This window comes from Kribbella sp. NPDC026596, assembly GCF_040638415.1.
Classification (GTDB): domain Bacteria; phylum Actinomycetota; class Actinomycetes; order Propionibacteriales; family Kribbellaceae; genus Kribbella.
In genome coordinates this window covers 15,659-30,440 of sequence record NZ_JBEZYF010000028.1, presented here as the reverse complement: position 1 = coordinate 30,440, position 14,782 = coordinate 15,659, and the positions used below count along the sequence as shown (strand labels likewise).

The following is a 14,782-nucleotide window of genomic DNA, read 5'->3' as shown; positions in this document are numbered from 1 at the left end:
CACACCTCGCGACCGGAGCCCCGCAGCGCGGAGAGACCACCTCTCTCCGCGCTGCTGCGTCAGTGCTCTCGGCTGGTGCGTCAGCGGCTTGCGGGGTGCGGGCGATTTAGTGGTGGCGGACCATTTGGTTGAGGAGGCTTTCTACTGCTCCTCGGAGGTCTGCGTCGTGTTCGGGGCCGGACCAGACGACGACGCACCCTTTGTCGCCGAGTTTGGTGGCGATGAGTTCGCGGGCCGGGGTGGGATCGCCCTGATTGAGTACGACGACCAGCCGCCGACCATCACGCTGCAACCTGTCCAGCAACGGCGGGAGCGTCGACCCACGGAACACACCGGGATCGCTCTTCACCTTCGTCTCGACCATCACGCCGCGCCCGCGCACCACGAGCAGGAAGTCGGCGCGATCCCGGGTGAACTCACGATCGTGATAGATCCGCGCCTTCGGCCACAACCGTTGCAGCGCAGCGTCCACGTCGGCGTCGTACTGCGCTGCCAGCCGGCTCACCCGCGAACTCGTCCCGCGCGGCCGGAACATCTCGGGCGTACGTCGCCCACCGCGCCGGCGCCCGAACAACGGTAACAACCAACGCCCCAGTCTCGTGTCGATCATCGGCGGACCCCTGACCTAGCCGGCACTCACCCCGAGTCTGCCCAGGCCGCCACGCCCGTACCCCCAACACACCCAATCGTGACCCCACCGCCACAAACCCGAAGCACTCCACCATTCGCCAGCACTCCCCACGGCTGGCCGCGGCTAGCCGGCATCCCACCCGCTCGACCAACACCCGTCGGCATCCCACCCGCTCGACCAACACCCGTCGGCATCCCACCCTCTCGACCAACACCTGTCGGCATCCCGCCAGCTCAACCAACTCTCGCGAGCACCTCGCCAGCTCAGCGAGCACTCATTCGGCGCACCGCATCTGTTCGTCTACGTGAAGATCCCGCGGTTGCCAATCGGGCAGCCGCGGGATCTTGGGTAGGGAGCTGGTCGAAGAGCTCAGCTGTTCTTGATGGCGGAGACCTCGATCTCCAGGGTTACCTTTTCGCTGACCAGGACGCCGCCGCCTTCGAGGGCCGCGTTCCAGCTGACGCCGTAGTCCTTGCGGTTGATCACCACGGCGCCCTCGAGCCCGAGCCGCTGGTTGCCGAACGGGTCGGTCGCGGACCCGGTGTACTCGAACGTGATCTCGACCGGCTTCGACACCCCGCGGATCGACAGGTCGCCGGACACCACGAACTCCGCGTCCCCGGTCTGCTTGATCCCGCTCGAGGCGAACGTGATCTCGGAGTTGTTGTCCATGTCCAGGAAGTCGTTGCTGCGCAGGTGCTCGTCGCGCTGGCTGTTGCGGGTGTTGATGCTCTTGGCCTGGATCGTCACCCGCCCGGACGAGTTCGCCGGGTTGTCGCCGTCGATGTGGATCGACCCCTCGAACTCGTCGAACGATCCCCGCACCTTCGTCACCATCGCGTGCCGGGCCACGAACCCGACCCGGCTGTGCGCGGTGTCGATCGTGTAGTCACCGGACAGTGCGGCGTACTCGTTGGCCATACCGGAATCCTCCAAGGGGCTAGATTGAAGCTGGGGGGTTAGTTGAAGTTTTCACTGTCCAGCTTTCACCCATCTGGTCCGGAAGTCCACCCCCCGCCTCCGGCGTGTCCAGCCTGTGGACGCCGGCCCACCGGCTACGCCGACAGCTGACCGTTGCCCCCAGCAACAAGCGACGGCGGTTAATCGGTTGCGGGCGTACGACGGCACCAGGTGTCATGGGTGGTCGAAAAAGATCGGAGAACCGTCGTGGAACCGCTCAGCGCTGACGAGATCAGACGCTCGTTCGTCAACTCGTCCAAGAGCCAGGTCAAGGCGATGACGCTGCCGCCGGGGTTCACCGAGCTCCCGTGGGAATCGCTGGACTACCTCGGCTGGCGTGACCCGAAGGCGCCCAACCGCGGCTACCTCGTGGTACGCCGGGATGCCGAGGTCACCGGGATCGCGGTGAAGACCCAGACCTCGGGCGCACCACGCCGGGGCGCCGGATTGTGCGACCTGTGCAACACCGCACACCACCTCACCGACGTCGCCCTGTTCGCCGCTCGCCGAGCCGGTTCGGCCGGCCGGGACGGTAACACGGTCGGGATGTACATCTGCGCGGACCTGGCGTGTTCGCTGTACGTCCGCGGTCTGCGCGAACTCGACGTACCGCAAGGTGAAACCGTCACGCCGGAGGTCCGCGCCGTCAGACTCGCGGCGCGTCTTGAAGGTTTCGTAAATCGCGTCCTCGCGTAGCGGGCCTGCCTGGCCCCGGGACACTACGCTGGGATCAGTAACACACCGGCCCGTGGTGAAAGGGAGAGCGAGTCGCGATGACGGAGTTCAGAATCACCCACGAGATCCACAAGGTTCACCCGGACATCCGCGAGCAGCTCACCGCCACCACCATCGAGGCGATCAATGAGACCAGCTCCCGCTCCGCCGAGGACGCCTCGCTCGTGCTGCGCCACAAGCTTGCCGAGATTGGCGTCCACATGAGCGAGCCGGCCTGCCTGGCCGCGATCGAACGGATCCGCTCCGGCAAACAACTCCGCTTCGAGATCGAACGCGAAGACGACGCCGAAGAAGAGGTCTAGTCCACCCGGAGCTCAGCTCTGGGGCGTCAGGTCCTCTGAGGTCAGGAGCGCGTGGAGGGCCAGGCCGGCTTCGGTCAGCGGTGCTGGCGTGATGGGGTTGCGGTTGATGACGCAGAGGGCGTCGGTGATCTCGGCACCCAGCGCACGCAGATCCTGAGTGGACAGCACGATCTGCCCGCCCGTCGTGACGACGTCCTCGACGATCGTCACCCGCCGCCCCGCGGTCTCGGCACCCTCGGCGAGCCGACGCGTCCCGTACGCCTTTGCTTCCTTCCGTACGAACGCACACGGCAGCCCGGTACGACGTCCGAGTGCGGTCACCACCGGGATCCCGCCCATCTCGAGCCCAGCTAGCACCTCAGTGCCCGCCGGCACGAGTGGGACCATCGCCTCGGCAACCGCATCCAGCAGCACCGGATCCGCCTCGAAGCGGTATTTGTCGAAGTACTCGTTCGTCGTCTGCCCCGACCGCAGCACGAACTCCCCAGTCAAATGAGCAGCCGCGTAGATCCGGCGCCCCAACTCTTCACGATTCACGCCCGCACCCTAACCGGCGAGCCCGGTTAGCCGGCCCTCCGCTCATCCGCCGGCAGTAAGCGGCGGAAGTCCTCGGCCGAGATGATCGGGATGTTGAGCTCACGCGCGACCCGCGCTTTGACCGACAAACTGTCGATGTCAGCGGCGACCACGAACGTCGTGTCCGGCCGAACCGCCTCCTGCGGGGCGAACCCCGCCGCCACCGCCCGATCCCACCAGACGTCCCGCGGCTCCACCATGTCGCCCGTGAACACCATCGTGCTCCCCCGCGGAAACCCGCGTGCCCCCGGACGAGCCGGTACGACGTACCGCCCGCGACTCGCGCGGAGCAGCGCCTCATCCACGTCCGCCGCCCGCTGCCCGAGCATCACCGCGACCCGATCGAGATCGTTCCGCTGATCCGCCGTGATCGCTCCATCCGCCCACGACACCTCCGCCAGCGCGGAAACGTAGTACTGGTGTAGGTGCTTCACCTCCGAGCGCGCGAGACCGAGGTCGGTCGCCGCCTGCACCAACTGATCCGCGTCGGCGGCCGTGATCTCCCGATTGGCGAGAATCATGTCGAGTAAGGCCAGGTACGAGTCGGCCTGCGGCGGCTCGGGGACGCGCGGCAACTGGTCGACGAGCCGGCTCATCCACCCATGTCGCCCACCGGCATGCACCGGCCGAACGGTCGGCGCCACGTCCGTCCCCGGGAGCGGCGGCCATTGCAGCCGGCTGACCTCCTCGTAGGCCCACTGCCACGGCGGTGGTGACGGAAACGCCTGCAAATACTGACCGAAAAGCTCAGCCGTGGCCCGGGTGTCGGCCAGCGCGGAATGCCATCCCTCGATCGAGATCCCCGCCGCCGCACAACACGCGCCAAGCGTCCGCTTCGCGCCCGGGTAGAGATAACCGGCGAGCGCCATCGTGCACATCGACCGCTCGGTGATCAGCGGCACCGCGACGCCCAGCCGGGCGAACTCCGCCCGCAGGAACCCGAGGTCGAACTCAACGTTGTGCCCGACAACCATCCGCCCGGCGAGTAGCTGTCCCAACTGCTGCGCGACGTCCGCGAAGTCCGGCGCCGCGAGCACGTCGGCGGTGAGAATCCCGTGAATATGTTGAGGACCGAGATCGCGCTGCGGATTCAGCAACGTCACCCACTCGCGCTCGACCTGCCCGCGGGCGTCCAGCAGCACGACGGCGATCTCGATCACCCGATGCCGATGACTCGGCAGCAGGCCAGTCGTCTCAGTATCGATGACGGCGTACATTCCCCAGGGCCCTCCTCCGGCTCGATGACCGACTGGAACAACCCAATCACACGGCGCCGACAGTTTCCGTCGAGTCAGGCATCGGGGATATCGACGGCGATCTCGTCACCCAATCGGGCGCCGTGGGCCAACTCGAGTTCGTCACCACTCCAGAATCGTCCCGGGTCGTACCAGTTCGATCGCCGTCCGCTCAGCAACCCCATCTCCTCGTACGTCACCGCGACCACCTCAGCGCAGTACGCCGACTCGAGCTCGAGCTCCCGCGATCCGCGCCGGATCGCCGGCACCCGTCCGCGCACCCATCGCGACGCCAACCGGGCCGTCGACGGGAACGGCGTACCGTCCAGCCTTGCGACAGTCCGCAGTACGGCGTCCTCCATCTCCCGCGTGACAGGGTGATCGAGCTGCCGCAACCAGGCGCGTTGACCGTACTTGCGTCCCCACACCAGCACCGCGTCGCGCAGATCATGCAACTGCACGCCACGGTGGTGGGTCCCGGTCCACACGTCCGGCAGCGAGCGACCCAGTTCGGCGTGCCACATCAGCGGCGGCAGATCCTCGATCACGATCGCCATGCCGGCGTGGTTGACCGGGCTGTTCGTCGTGAGCTGGATGGCGCGATCCGCAGCGCTTTCGCCACGGAACAGCCAAATGTCACCTGTTCGTGTCAGTTCCGTAGCGTCATCCAGTGAAATCCGGCTGTCCACAGTCGCTAGATTAGTCCGCATGAAGGTATGGAAGGTGGTAGGACTTGCGGGGCTCGTCGGCGTGGCCGCAACGGGCGTAGTGGTCGCGCGGGGCGAGCGGAAGCGCCGCGCTTACACGCCGGAAGAGGTTCGCGACCGGCTCAAGACGCGGGTCAAGGAAGCAGCGAACGCCTGATCTCCCGGTCGAACGATCGGCCGGGGGTGCGAGGTACGCCGTAGCTCGGTGGTACGGCGCTGATCCCGTACGCCCGGCCGAAGTCGTTGCCCCGATCAAAGGTTGTGGAGAGCAACTTTCTCGAGACGACCGGCCGTGATGGTGGCGGTCTGGTAGGTGCAGTACGGCTGCCGGCGCCGATCCGTCGGCGATCCCGGGTTCAGCAACCGCAGCCCACCGGGGCTTGTCGTGTCCCACGGGATGTGGCTGTGGCCGAACACCAGCAGATCGACGCCCGGATAATCCTTCTCGCAGCGCTCCTCGCGCCCTTTGGCCGGCCCGGTCTCGTGCACGACGGCAACCAACAGCCCGTCGAGCGTCACGCGTGCGACCTCGGGCAACCGCGCCCGTAGCTCCCGACCGTCGTTGTTGCCCCAGCACCCGATCAACCGGGCCGCACGAGACTCCAACTCGTCCAGCAATCCGACGTTCACCCAGTCCCCAGCATGGATGACCACGTCGGCACGCTCGACCGCGTCCCAGACCGGCTCAGGCAGCTTCTTCGCCCGCACCGGCAGATGAGTGTCCGAGATCAGCACCAAACGCATGCGCCCACTCTCTATGCCTGCAGTGACTCGATCAACTCCTTCTCCTTCGCGGGACTCAGCCCGGCGCGCCGCTCTCGATCCAGTCCGAGCTCCCGCTCCCAGGCCAGCGTGTCCACCAGGAACTCTCGCCGCGACCTGTGCGTCAACCCGGCCGCGAGCGCCGCAGCGCCGCTGCGAGACGACCAACCCTCGTACCCAGGCTCGGTAATCCACATCGCCAGCGAATCCGGCCCCATGTACTGCTCGACCTTCTGCTCCTCCAACCACGCCCGCGGCGCGAGCACGATCGGCCCGGTATGACCACCGACCTCGCGCACGAGCTCGATCCACTCGCCGAACGGCACCACCGGTCCGACGGCATCGAACGTCCCTGTCCGGCCCTCCGTCGCACAATCCAGCAACCACGATGCGAGGTCCCGCACGTCGATCACGGAGGTCGCGAGATCGGGCGTGTCCGGCACGAGCATCGGCTCCTCCGGCGCTCGAGCCGCCCGCGCGACCCACGCTCCGGCCCGATCGCTCTTGTCCCCCGGCCCGCCGATCAGGCCGGCCCGCGCGATCACGAGCCGATCCCCGACTGCTTCCCGCGAAGCCAGTTCGCTGGCGACCTTCGCCTCGCCGTACTGCTCCCGCTCGGCCACGTCCAGCTCGGTCGGCTCCCGCAGTACGGCGGACTCGTCGGCGCCTGGCGTGTCGAACTTCTCGTACGCGTTGCCCGATGACACGTAGGTCCAATGCTTCGCCCGCGGACCGAACGCCGCCAACGCGCCACGCACGAATCCCGGTTGCCACGACACCTCGAACACCGCATCCCAGTCCTTCTCGGGCACAGCGCCGTACGCATCCGGGCGGCTGCGGTCGGCCGCGATCAACGTGGCACCGGCCGCGACCTCGCCACTCTCACCACGGGCCACGCAGGTAACCGAATGCCCGCGCGCCAACGCCTGCGTCGCGATCTCACGACCGAGCCACGCCGTCCCACCGAGGATCAGAATCTCCATGCGGGCAAGCCAATCAGTCCCCGCCGACAAAACCCAGACATCTTTGCCGAGGGCAGAAACGACACCGCGTGATGCGGCGCCAGCGTCATGTCACCGTAAGCCTCGACCCCTTGCAGTACGGGCGTTGCAGGCGCACTGTCGGCAGCAAGAGGCACCCGAAGTGGGTGCCGTGGGCAAGGGGGAGAAATGGCTGGTTTCGTTCAGATCATCGAGTACCGGACGCAGAAGCCGGACGAGATCACGGCGCTCATGGACGGGTTCCAGAAGACCCGCGAGGCCTCCGGCGACGGCCCGGCGCCGACCCGCGGGATCACCTGTGCCGACCGCGACGAGTCGGGGCGCTACTTCTCGATCATCGAGTTCGCGTCGTACGAGGAGGCGATGGAGAACTCCAAGCGAGCCGACACCACCGAGTTCGCCGAGAAGATGATGGAACTGTGCGACGGCCCCACCAAGTTCTACAACCTCGATCTGGTCCAGACCGTCGAGCACAGCTGACGGACTCGGGCCCAGCCGGACTCGCGATCACGACTGGGCCCGAGGCAGGGACGGGTAGGGCAGTGCCGCAAGGGAGGTCGGCACCGGCCCACCCTGATCAGTCCGGGTCCGCGGCGCCGGACCCGGACCGGCTCATCGGAAGACCCGGTACGACGGCCAGGCGGCCGGCGGGGCAGCGCCGTACGAACCGAGTTCCTGGTCGTTGTGCAGGGGGTCGGGATCCTGTGGCTCGGGGGCGGAGTGGAGATCCGGCCATGGTCTGGGTGGAAGGGTCTCGCGGGGTGGCAGTTTCAGGTCGGGATCCGGACCCGGGTCCGAGTCGATCCACTCGACCTCGGTCGCCCCGCCGTGACCGTGGATGGCGACGACGGAGTCGATCCCGTCCCAGACGGTCGTGGTCGGATAGTCGCCGTACCAGCGGAGCGCGACCGCCCCGTCGGTGAACAGCACGCCCTCGGCGACGGGCCCGGTGCCGCTGACACCGGAGACATCATGATGGCGGATCAGCCGGAAGCGACGAATACTCATTTCGGGGCTACCTCCCACAGCCGCTCGCCCGGCAGCTTGCGAACCGGGCCGGGGTCGGCGTCGGGGATCGGATCACTGGTCACGCGCAACCCGGCGAACCGGCGCGACATGGCAGCGGCGTAGCGCTCGGCCAACTCGGCCTCGGCCCGGTAGTCGGCGACGACGTGGTCCCCGAACCACACCCGTACGCGCCGGCCTTCGACAACCCCGACCGCAGCAGGGTGAGGGTCCCCATCAGCGTTGTCAGTCATCTCAATGCACCCGACGCCCAGTCGAGCCAGTTCCCATCAGCGACCTCGAAGAACAACCCTTCACGTCAATCACTTCCACTTCCCTGTGGGGATGGGTTCACAAGAAGTGACGAACCCCTCACCGGTTCATGACGCGATTCCCCCAAGAACTTTTCGCCCCGCCGCGTCACTCCCTGAGGCAACCGATCGCAGCACACGAAAGCCGACCCGCAGGGCTGTGTGGAACTGGTGGGCTGGGACAGGAACTGGTGGGCTGAGACAGGTTATTTCTTGTCTCAGGCCCCCAGAAGGTGTCCCCACCCCCGAGAGGCGTCAGGGCACATCAGGTACGACGACCTCAGGCGATCACCCACGGTCGCCAGGTGTCGATGTCGTCGGCGTCGAGGGAGGTGCGGGGCGGGAAGGCATGCGCGCCGGCGCCGGGCAGGTACGACGCCACGATCCAGGCCATGTCGTGACCCAGCACCAACGCAACGTCGGACTGCGCCGCCGCCAGCTCGTCGAACACGGCACGGGCTTCCCTCTGCTGTATCTCTTCGTCCTTCAGGCCCGCGAGGCGCACGTCGACGACGCCTGCGTAGTGGTCGATTGCCGAGACGTCCTCGGGCTCGGGATCGACCTCGCCGTAGACGTTCGGGCCGACCACGAGCAGAACCGTCCCCTCGATGGTCCGGGCAGGCCCGCGGAAGAAGTGCTGGTTCTCCTTCAGGTCGGGATCCTCGATGCGCTCGAGCCCGAGGATGCCGCGCAGCCATCCGGCCACCTCCCCGAGCGGCTGGTCCGCCGCAAGAAAGATGTTGTCGTCGGTCGACATCACTGCTCCTTGGTAAAGGTGACCAAACGTCCGTCACCGAGAATGACATGTACCACCGCAGCCACGGTGGAGCCCGGCTGACCGCAGGCCCTGCGAAAGGACCGCAGAGCGGTTTCCTCCGTCAGTCCGACCGGTCGGCCGTCGACAACCACCTCGCGTCCCATGGTGAGCTCGCGCGCGGCCTTCAGCGCCTGGCCGCTGGCTTTCAGCATGCTGCGCTTCACCGTGTTCGACGCGCCGCTGGTGAGCGTCTTGAACTCGATGATCGAGCCCTCGTCGGAACCAGACCTTCGCAGCATCGCGTCGGGGTTCTTGTGGCCGTCGACGGTGTGATCCGGAGGTCTGGCATCGAGACGCCAGCCTTCAGCTACGAGTCGGTCGGCGATCAGCCGCTCCTTCGGCTCGAACGATCCTCGCGGATCGAAGACTCCAGGAGCGAAGTCAACGCCTATTGGTCGGACATCGAACGCGAAGTCGAAGTCGAGGTCGGCTGCGGTTGGCAGATCTGGGAGGTCGATGTCGACCACGATCGGCTGTGGTCGGTCGTTCTCTGGGTAGTCGAAGCTGGCTTCTATGTGGTTGGGGGTGATGGTGAGGGTGGCGTGTTGCCATTGTTGGTTGGCGGATTCGGCCATGGCGGCTAGGAGGGCTTTGACCGGCTCGGTGAGGTCTACGGCGATTTCGAAGTCGCGGGACAGGCGTTCTTCGCGCTTGTCTTCTTCCTTCTCGTCGCGTTCTTCGAACTCGAGGTCGCCCGTTTCGGTGACGGTGATCTCCACCTCGAGTGGATCTTCGAAGCGTTCCTCGTCGTCCTTCTTGTGTCGCTTGCGGAACTTTTCGAAGGCTTTGCGGGCGACCGTGATCAGAGGCGGTTCGTTGTCTTCGCCAAGGTCAAGGTCTTCGAAGGTGGCGGTGAGGCGTTTGGTTCGGCCCTGCGAGTCACGTTCGGCGACGTCGCCGAGGCCGCCGGTGGACTTGTTGCGGTCGGCGGAGTCGGCGGACGGGCGGTTGGTATTGGGTCCGCCGATGCCGACCAGCCCCTCAGCCCAGGCGCGGGCCTTCGGTGGCGCCAGGGTGAGGTAGTGGGCAGCGGCCTCGCAGGCGCGGGCGGCGGCGTCGAGTTGCTGGGCGGCGACGGTGGCGCGCCCATGGGAGGCGATCAGCGCGACCTGGGCGTTCTCCCGGCAGCGGTCCGCCGTACGGCGGAGGTGGGCAACGACGGAAGGCACCTCGTCGAGGCTGTCCACCAGCCCTCGCGCGACTCGTTGCAGCTCCGACGGCACGACAAACCCATCAGATCTGGTCGGCGTAGCTCTTGCATCCGGCCGACGCGATCTCCAGGGCCTCGGCGGCTTGCTCGACCGCCTTGCCGGCCGCGTCCAGGATCTCCGTGATGTCCCGGTCGACGCCGGTCGCCGTACCGGCGATCAGGCTCTCCACCAGCTGGCTGTGCTGGGTGAAGCGCAGTTTGAAACCGGCCAGGCCGCCCGCTGCCTGCTTGGCCTCCATCGAGACCTGGTGCAGCTGTTCCTTGAGCCGCTGTACGTCGGACACCTGAACTCACTCCCAAACCTAGTTGCGCTTCTTCGGCAGCACGATCGCCGTACCGGCCACGATGACCGGCACCAGGATCGCGAGCCACCACGGCAGACCGGCCGCCATGGCGACGACGACCGCGACCGCACCACCCCAGCCCCACCAGCGCGCACCGGGCAGCCTGGGCAGCCCGAGCGCCCGGGACGCGGCCAGCATCGTGACGGCGGCGATGGCCGCGGCCTCGACTCCGGCCAGGAACGACCCGGTCACCACCCACACCACCACGAACCCGACCAGCATCAAGACCGCGCTGATGGTACGTCGCTTCCGTCGCTCCTGCTCAGCCCGGGCGGCCGCACGGACCTCTTCGAGCTGCTCGACGGTCTCACTCAGCTGTTTGGTGATCCGGACCGCGACCGTCTCGATGTCGTTCAGTACGCGGATCTCGGGCAGCGCATGGTTCGCTCGCTTGCCGTCAGCGGGCAGTCCGGCCCGCTGCAGGCTCGCAGCGGCCTTCTCGGCCAGTGCGTTCAGCCGGAGCTCCAACAACCGCCCGCGCTCGGCCATGGCGTCGGCCTCCGCCATCGCAGCGGCCTCGGCTTTCGACTTGTGCGCGGTCAGCCGGTCCTGCGCCTGCTGCGCGTCCGCACGGGCTCCCGCGACCGTCCGCAGCGCCCGTGCGTACTCGGACCATGCCTTCTCTTCTACCTTCATCGCCGCACCAACTCCACCGCGCGGTCCACCTCATCGGAACGCAGTGCGGCAAACGGTACGACGACCTGTGCCTCAGGGTGGAGCCCGTCCCACAACAGACCCCGGTGTGGTTCCGAAGCCCACCGCACCAGCGGTCCGGCCACCGCGCGTACGCCGTCCTGTGGGTGCCGTAGGAACAGGTGAGTCGCCACGTTCGCGCGCCCGTACCCAAGCTGCTCGGTGCACACATGCAGCCGGTTCCACCACCCGAACGTGATCAGCCCCTGCGCCGGTCCGTCACGCACGATGTCCTGCAGTGCGTTCGCCGGACTCTCGAAGAACCCCTCCGCGTGCAACTGCATCCGCGGCACCCCGTGGAACCCGAACCCGAGCAGATAGGTCTCGCCGACGTGCCCATTGCGTACGGCGTCCCGCAGCGAGAACAACCGTGGCGCGATGTCCGCATGCTTGTCGACCGTCTCGACCTCGCAGCCGAGTTGCCGCAACGCCTGCACCAGCGCGTCCTTGCCCTCAGCAACAGTCGGTGACGAGTCGGTGCCGTCCATGAAGATGAACCGTGGCGGATCCACGGCCGCGGCCGCCGTCGACAACGCGAGCCCACTCAGTACGCCGAGCGCATCCGCCGGACCGTCACCGAGCACGAGTACGCCGGCTCCCGGCTCGGGCCGTACTTCGACCTGCACGGGCTCCTCCGTCACCGCGATCGGCAGCCCGGTCCACGGCCGCCCCAGCTCCGGTTTCACCGCAACCGCGGTGTCCGTCAGCCGGGCCGGCTCGGCCAGATGGAAGATCCGCGGCGGGCGCGCCATCGTACCCGCGCGCTCCCATAGTTCACGCCGCAGCGAGTCCAGCACGGCCTTGTCCGCGAAGCTGACCAGCACATGCTGGTTGTCGTCCGGAGAGCCGAAGTTTGCGTTGAGCACGGCCTCGCCGCGGAACTGCAATTCAGCCGCAGCAGTGTTCCCGCTCCGCAGAATCGCTTGCGAGTCGGCCGGCGTCGTCTTCAGCGCAATCCGGTACGGCACCTGGCCGAAGATCGAGTCGCGCCGGGTCGCCAACCGCTTGACGCCTTCGATCGTCTGCGTCGCCAGTACGACATGCACGCCGTACGCGCGTCCCAGACGGACCAACCGCTCGAGCAACTTCGCCGCCTCGTCCGCGAGCTCGTCGTCGTCCTCGAGCAGAACCTGGAACTCGTCGAGGACGACCAGGATCCGCGGCGGCCGATCGGGGCCTGGGGCAAGCTCCGCGATATCGGCAACGTTGCCGTGCGACTTGAAGATCTCGCTGCGCCGCGCCAACTCGTCCGACAGATGCCGCAGTACGGCGAGACCGAACGCCCGGTCGCTGTGCACACCGAGCACCCGCACCTGTGGCAGCCAGTGCTCCCGCTCCCCCGCCGGACCGAGCGCGGAGAACTCGACACCATGCTTGAAGTCGAGCAGGTACATCTCCAGGTCCACCGGGTCGTAGCGCGCGGCGAGACCGTGGATCATCACGAGCAGCAGGTTCGACTTGCCCTGACCGACCGCGCCCCCGACGAGCACATGCGGGAGCGCAGGGTTCCCAGTGCGCAACCGCACCAGCGCCGGCGTGCGATCGTCGTACCCGATCACTGTGCCGATCTCGTCCTTGACCGGCTGCCACCAGGTCGAGCGGTCCGGCAGGGTGCGCTCGAAGTCGATGGTCGGGAGTACGGCGGCCTCCGCGAGCTCGGCCACCACGTCACAGATGCCGGCGGCAACGTTCGCGTCGAACGGCGGATCCAGCTTCGCGGCCACGCCGGGCAGTTGCGTGACCTCGACCTTGTCTCCGCCGATGGTCACTGGGTTGAGGAACTCGAGCAACTGCTTGGTCTCGACGTCCATCTCGGAACTCGTCGACGGGTCATGATGAACCAGGAAGCAGATCCCGCGCTCGCCGGCGGTGGCGGCCAGCCGGAGCAGGTCGCGCTGGGCGAGCGAGTCGATGCCGGCCGGGTAGTCGAACAGGACGACCAGCCGGTACGGATCGGTGACCTGGCCGGTCTCCCGGATCAGATCCTCGAATCGCTGGTGCCCGAGCTGCGCCTGCCGGCTGGCCCGCAGCGACGACACATCGACGAGTCCGGACAGCACGGTGTGCAGCTGCTCGGCGGTATGCGTTGCCCTGGGCACCAATTGCGGGTACTTCGTGGTCAGGTGACCGAGCAGACCCATCATGCCGGTCAGCCGGGGGTCGAACGCGTCGATCCTGAGCCGGAAGGGTTCGGCGGCCGCGACCAGCCGCAAGGCGATGCTCTGCAGAAGTCTGCGCGCGGACTGGTTGCGGTCCGCGGTCACCTTCCAGCCGTTCGTCCGCAGCAGCGGCGCGACCACCGGCGTACCGGGGTCGAGCTCACCGATCCGGACGTACGACGGGATGCCTGCGCCGACTAGTTGACGCGAACGCCAGCGGGCGTCGTTCGGCGGAATAGACGCCAGACCGGGCGCCAGCCGGTCCGCCAGCAGACGCGCCTTCGGCTCGGCCGTCGAGAGCGCTTCCGCGGTCTTGGAGTCGACGAGGGCACGCGACTCACGCCGGGCGATCGCGGTCTGCTCCTGCAGTTGACGATGCAACTGCACAGCCCGCTGGTGCTCGCCGTGCGTCAGCCGGCGGGCGTTGTCCAGCAACTGGCCGAGCGCGTGCTGCAGACCGCGGATCCGCGCTTCCAGGAGCTCCGGTGAAACCGGTCCGGGCGTACTTCCCCCGTCAGGCTTCTCCGTCACGAGCACCGTCCTTCCACACTTGCCCCGCGACTCCATATTGCCTGGAGTAACCATGTCATACGGGTAGTCCCAAGCGTCACTCCAGGCATCAGTAGTCTCACCTGCTAATCAGGAGCGACGATCTCGAGTTCGTAGCCGTCGGTGTTGTGGAGGAAGGCGGCGTAATGCTGCGGGCCGCCGGCGTACGGGTGCCGGTCGGCGAACATCAGCGTCCAGCCGTGCCGGGCGGCCTCCGCGACGATGGCGTCCACCTCGGCGCGCCCGGCCGCGTTCAACGCGAGATGGTTCATCCCGGGCCGCATCCGGTCGTGCTCGCCGGCCGACATCGCCGGGCTCTGCTCGACCACAAGGTAACTGCCGTCGGGCGCCGCCCAGGTCATGCCGCCGGGCCAGCCGTCACCGTCCTTCCAGCCCAGCCGATTGAGGATCCAGCCCCAGCTCTCCTGCGCCCGGGACAGGTCCGGGACCCAGATCTCGACGTGATGCACCGCAGCGACCATCGGAGCATTATCTGTGCTCGTCGAAATGGTTCGACACCGCCACCGAGATCAGCCCCGACAGCACCAGCCAGACCAGCGCCGCGACCAGCCACGGCCACCACTCGCGGCTCTGCGCGGCCTCGGCGACGGCCTTGCCGAACAGGCCGCCGGCCGGCGCGAAGACGAGCACGAGCAGAACCCGCGCGATCGTCGTCTCCCTGGTCATTTCTTCATTGTGAGAGCCGAACGCGGCCCCTGCAGAAAATCTTGGCGTTTCGCGCCCCGTCATCTTTCTGTCCGTGGCAGGGTTTACCGTCTGCGATG

At 67.4% G+C, this 14,782-nt stretch carries 20 protein-coding genes; 4 read left to right on the top strand and 16 right to left on the bottom strand.

Features of this window, described 5'->3' with window-relative positions; all coding sequences use genetic code 11:
* Nucleotides 1-106: 106 nt before the first annotated feature.
* A complete protein-coding gene (locus AB0E63_RS23365; RefSeq protein WP_360369837.1) occupies nt 107-610 on the bottom strand; it encodes a hypothetical protein in 504 nt (167 codons plus the stop codon).
* Nucleotides 611-1,000: 390 nt separating this feature from the next.
* Nucleotides 1,001-1,552, bottom strand: coding sequence for a YceI family protein (locus AB0E63_RS23360; RefSeq protein WP_360369834.1), 552 nt, complete (start codon nt 1,550-1,552; stop codon nt 1,001-1,003).
* Between the two features lie 246 nt (nt 1,553-1,798).
* Between AB0E63_RS23360 and AB0E63_RS23355 the strand changes: the two genes are divergently transcribed.
* Both AB0E63_RS23355 and AB0E63_RS23350 read left to right on the top strand, forming a co-directional pair.
* The gene (locus AB0E63_RS23355) at nt 1,799-2,287 is read left to right on the top strand and encodes an FBP domain-containing protein (RefSeq protein WP_360369831.1); all 489 of its coding nucleotides are present in this window, start codon (nt 1,799-1,801) and stop codon (nt 2,285-2,287) included.
* A 77-nt stretch (nt 2,288-2,364) separates the two neighbouring features.
* On the top strand, nt 2,365-2,628 hold the full coding sequence (locus AB0E63_RS23350; RefSeq protein ID WP_360369829.1) for a hypothetical protein: 264 nt from the start codon (nt 2,365-2,367) through the stop codon (nt 2,626-2,628).
* A 12-nt stretch (nt 2,629-2,640) separates the two neighbouring features.
* Here the strand turns inward: AB0E63_RS23350 and AB0E63_RS23345 are convergent, their stop codons facing one another.
* The 3 genes from AB0E63_RS23345 to AB0E63_RS23335 all read right to left on the bottom strand — a co-directional run bounded on the left by AB0E63_RS23345 (nt 2,641) and on the right by AB0E63_RS23335 (nt 5,128).
* Entirely contained in the window at nt 2,641-3,165 is a 525-nt protein-coding gene (locus tag AB0E63_RS23345) for a phosphoribosyltransferase family protein (protein WP_360369826.1), read from the bottom strand.
* Nucleotides 3,166-3,191: 26 nt separating this feature from the next.
* A complete protein-coding gene (locus tag AB0E63_RS23340) occupies nt 3,192-4,421 on the bottom strand; it encodes an exonuclease domain-containing protein (protein WP_360369823.1) in 1,230 nt (409 codons plus the stop codon).
* A gap of 74 nt (nt 4,422-4,495) precedes the next feature.
* Nucleotides 4,496-5,128 carry a hypothetical protein gene (locus tag AB0E63_RS23335; protein WP_360369820.1) on the bottom strand — a complete coding sequence of 211 codons (633 nt, stop codon included), beginning with the start codon at nt 5,126-5,128 and terminating at the stop codon, nt 4,496-4,498.
* Between the two features lie 19 nt (nt 5,129-5,147).
* Between AB0E63_RS23335 and AB0E63_RS23330 the strand changes: the two genes are divergently transcribed.
* Nucleotides 5,148-5,303, top strand: a complete 156-nt coding sequence (locus tag AB0E63_RS23330) for a hypothetical protein (protein ID WP_166677970.1) — start codon at nt 5,148-5,150, stop codon at nt 5,301-5,303.
* 95 nt (nt 5,304-5,398) lie between these two features.
* Here the strand turns inward: AB0E63_RS23330 and AB0E63_RS23325 are convergent, their stop codons facing one another.
* A complete protein-coding gene (locus AB0E63_RS23325; protein ID WP_360369817.1) occupies nt 5,399-5,890 on the bottom strand; it encodes a metallophosphoesterase in 492 nt (163 codons plus the stop codon).
* A gap of 11 nt (nt 5,891-5,901) precedes the next feature.
* Entirely contained in the window at nt 5,902-6,891 is a 990-nt protein-coding gene (locus AB0E63_RS23320) for an oxidoreductase (protein ID WP_360369814.1), read from the bottom strand.
* 186 nt (nt 6,892-7,077) lie between these two features.
* Here AB0E63_RS23320 and AB0E63_RS23315 point away from each other — a divergent pair, with 186 nt between their 5' ends.
* On the top strand, nt 7,078-7,389 hold the full coding sequence (locus AB0E63_RS23315) for a hypothetical protein (protein ID WP_360369812.1): 312 nt from the start codon (nt 7,078-7,080) through the stop codon (nt 7,387-7,389).
* Nucleotides 7,390-7,521: 132 nt separating this feature from the next.
* Here AB0E63_RS23315 and AB0E63_RS23310 read toward each other — a convergent pair whose 3' ends face one another.
* The 9 genes from AB0E63_RS23310 to AB0E63_RS23270 form a co-directional block, all read right to left on the bottom strand.
* Nucleotides 7,522-7,917, bottom strand: coding sequence for a hypothetical protein (locus AB0E63_RS23310; protein WP_360369809.1), 396 nt, complete (start codon nt 7,915-7,917; stop codon nt 7,522-7,524).
* Nucleotides 7,914-8,168, bottom strand: coding sequence for a hypothetical protein (locus AB0E63_RS23305; protein WP_360369807.1), 255 nt, complete (start codon nt 8,166-8,168; stop codon nt 7,914-7,916). Before AB0E63_RS23305 ends, AB0E63_RS23310 begins: the two co-directional genes overlap by 4 nt.
* A gap of 337 nt (nt 8,169-8,505) precedes the next feature.
* The gene (locus AB0E63_RS23300; protein WP_360369804.1) at nt 8,506-8,982 is read right to left on the bottom strand and encodes a hypothetical protein; all 477 of its coding nucleotides are present in this window, start codon (nt 8,980-8,982) and stop codon (nt 8,506-8,508) included.
* A complete protein-coding gene (locus AB0E63_RS23295; protein ID WP_360369802.1) occupies nt 8,982-10,265 on the bottom strand; it encodes a hypothetical protein in 1,284 nt (427 codons plus the stop codon). Before AB0E63_RS23295 ends, AB0E63_RS23300 begins: the two co-directional genes overlap by 1 nt.
* A 10-nt stretch (nt 10,266-10,275) precedes the next feature.
* The gene (locus AB0E63_RS23290) at nt 10,276-10,536 is read right to left on the bottom strand and encodes a hypothetical protein (protein ID WP_328519649.1); all 261 of its coding nucleotides are present in this window, start codon (nt 10,534-10,536) and stop codon (nt 10,276-10,278) included.
* 18 nt (nt 10,537-10,554) lie between these two features.
* Entirely contained in the window at nt 10,555-11,232 is a 678-nt protein-coding gene (locus AB0E63_RS23285; protein ID WP_360369799.1) for a hypothetical protein, read from the bottom strand.
* Nucleotides 11,229-13,979: an FtsK/SpoIIIE domain-containing protein gene (locus AB0E63_RS23280; RefSeq protein ID WP_360369797.1), complete on the bottom strand. Its 2,751-nt coding sequence runs from the start codon at nt 13,977-13,979 to the stop codon at nt 11,229-11,231. Before AB0E63_RS23280 ends, AB0E63_RS23285 begins: the two co-directional genes overlap by 4 nt.
* Nucleotides 13,980-14,083: 104 nt before the next feature.
* Complete coding sequence (locus AB0E63_RS23275; RefSeq protein WP_360369794.1) at nt 14,084-14,479, bottom strand: VOC family protein; 396 nt, start codon at nt 14,477-14,479, stop codon at nt 14,084-14,086.
* 7 nt (nt 14,480-14,486) lie between these two features.
* Entirely contained in the window at nt 14,487-14,684 is a 198-nt protein-coding gene (locus tag AB0E63_RS23270; RefSeq protein ID WP_360369791.1) for a hypothetical protein, read from the bottom strand.
* Nucleotides 14,685-14,782 lie beyond the last annotated feature (98 nt).

What these genes read in the sequence shown, in the direction of transcription:
- AB0E63_RS23365 (WP_360369837.1), bottom strand. Translation starts at nt 610, where the DNA reads ATGATCGACACGAGACTGGGGCGTTGGTTGTTACCGTTGTTCGGGCGC.
- AB0E63_RS23360 (WP_360369834.1), bottom strand. Translation starts at nt 1,552, where the DNA reads ATGGCCAACGAGTACGCCGCACTGTCCGGTGACTACACGATCGACACC.
- AB0E63_RS23350 (WP_360369829.1), top strand. Translation starts at nt 2,365, where the DNA reads ATGACGGAGTTCAGAATCACCCACGAGATCCACAAGGTTCACCCGGAC.
- AB0E63_RS23340 (WP_360369823.1), bottom strand. Translation starts at nt 4,421, where the DNA reads ATGTACGCCGTCATCGATACTGAGACGACTGGCCTGCTGCCGAGTCAT.
- AB0E63_RS23330 (WP_166677970.1), top strand. Translation starts at nt 5,148, where the DNA reads ATGAAGGTATGGAAGGTGGTAGGACTTGCGGGGCTCGTCGGCGTGGCC.
- AB0E63_RS23325 (WP_360369817.1), bottom strand. Translation starts at nt 5,890, where the DNA reads ATGCGTTTGGTGCTGATCTCGGACACTCATCTGCCGGTGCGGGCGAAG.
- AB0E63_RS23320 (WP_360369814.1), bottom strand. Translation starts at nt 6,891, where the DNA reads ATGGAGATTCTGATCCTCGGTGGGACGGCGTGGCTCGGTCGTGAGATC.
- AB0E63_RS23315 (WP_360369812.1), top strand. Translation starts at nt 7,078, where the DNA reads ATGGCTGGTTTCGTTCAGATCATCGAGTACCGGACGCAGAAGCCGGAC.
- AB0E63_RS23310 (WP_360369809.1), bottom strand. Translation starts at nt 7,917, where the DNA reads ATGAGTATTCGTCGCTTCCGGCTGATCCGCCATCATGATGTCTCCGGT.
- AB0E63_RS23305 (WP_360369807.1), bottom strand. Translation starts at nt 8,168, where the DNA reads ATGACTGACAACGCTGATGGGGACCCTCACCCTGCTGCGGTCGGGGTT.
- AB0E63_RS23300 (WP_360369804.1), bottom strand. Translation starts at nt 8,982, where the DNA reads ATGTCGACCGACGACAACATCTTTCTTGCGGCGGACCAGCCGCTCGGG.
- AB0E63_RS23285 (WP_360369799.1), bottom strand. Translation starts at nt 11,232, where the DNA reads ATGAAGGTAGAAGAGAAGGCATGGTCCGAGTACGCACGGGCGCTGCGG.
- AB0E63_RS23275 (WP_360369794.1), bottom strand. Translation starts at nt 14,479, where the DNA reads ATGGTCGCTGCGGTGCATCACGTCGAGATCTGGGTCCCGGACCTGTCC.
- AB0E63_RS23270 (WP_360369791.1), bottom strand. Translation starts at nt 14,684, where the DNA reads ATGACCAGGGAGACGACGATCGCGCGGGTTCTGCTCGTGCTCGTCTTC.